General features: G+C 43.6%; 1 protein-coding gene. It reads left to right on the top strand.

Annotated features, from left to right (window positions below):
* Positions 1 to 2: 2 nt before the first annotated feature.
* On the top strand, positions 3 to 1339 hold a 1337-nt coding region (locus B7X71_RS16985; RefSeq protein WP_293601607.1), incomplete at its 3' end, for an AsmA family protein.

Below are 1339 nucleotides of genomic sequence, written 5' to 3'. Positions count from 1 at the left end.
CTGTGAAATTGAGTTTTTTTCCAGGAATTTCTGTTTCTGCAGAACGCTTCAGTTTGAGTAATGCCTCTTGGGCATCAAATCCTGAAATGCTCACTCTCCAGCATATTGAGTTGGATGTTAAAGCTCTACCGCTACTCAGTAAGCGAATTGAGATTGGTAGCGTGAAACTTTCTGGTTTAGAGCTGCTACTTCAAAGAAATTCATCTGGTAAAGCAAATTGGGATATGAGTGCAGACATATCTACTGCTACTCCTGCTTCCATTTCTAGTAATGGCAATACGGACGCTTCTACGGTTAGTAACAATTTGATCTACATGGATAGTATTTCTATTGTGAATGCTCAAATTCAGTATCAAGATGCCGCTAATCCAATCTCCACTTATCAAATTAAACGCCTGTCATTGGCGGAGGGCGGCGATAAAACAGCCATCTCTCTCGGTATGCAGGCTCAAGGGCAGGCTATTGAGCTGAGTGGAAAAACAGGTTCTCTTTCTGGGTTATTCAAGCAATGGGATGTTGGATTAACAAAGTTCCCGCTGGACCTGGCTCTCAATATGAATGGCAAACCTTTATTGATTAAAGGCGAGATCATCAAACCTCCGAAAGCCATGCCCTCGATCAATTTGGCCGTAAGCTCAAAGTCATTTGACTGGCCCACGCTGGATGTAGCGACTAATCCGGCTCCTCAAACTGTGGGTGGCACTCAGCCAGCCCCAGCGACGCGCCAAGCCCAAAAGCCACAGTCCAGATACGTATTTAGTGATGAAACCATTCCTTTTGACTCAATACCTCGGGCCAAAGGGAAAATTGTCGTGGACATTGCGGAGTTGGGTTTGCCAAAGCGTAAGCCAATCGAGAATCTCCAGGCTACTTTGCATTTAGATGGCAGTTCAATTGATATCCCAAATATAAGCTTTCAGATGGGTAAGGGCACTGCCAATTTGCAGATGAATCTCTCAAAGACCAATACTACAAATCCCATGCTGATGGCAAAAGGTGTGACAAAAGATTTCACACTAGAGAATTTATTAGCCAGACTTGATCCGAGCTCCAAGGTCAGTGGTGGTGATATGAAGTTAGCATTTGATATAACAGCATCAGGAAATAGCCTTCATCAGCTGGCAGCTAATTCAAGTGGCAAGATTCAGTTGAGCATTAATCAAGCGCGCATGGGAACAAACTTTTTAAATGATGCTGGTGATTTCGTGGTCACGCTATTGGATTCTATGAATCCAATCCGTAAAAAAACAAGTGATACGGTGTTGGAGTGTGCGGTTGCCTACCTACCAATTAATAATGGTCAGATCAATATAGCCAATACGGTTGGACTTGAAACGGA

It is taken from the genome of Polynucleobacter sp. 39-46-10 (assembly GCF_002282275.1).
The sequence above is the reverse complement of the archived record's forward strand: the minus strand, read 5'-3'. Positions and strand labels throughout refer to the sequence as shown.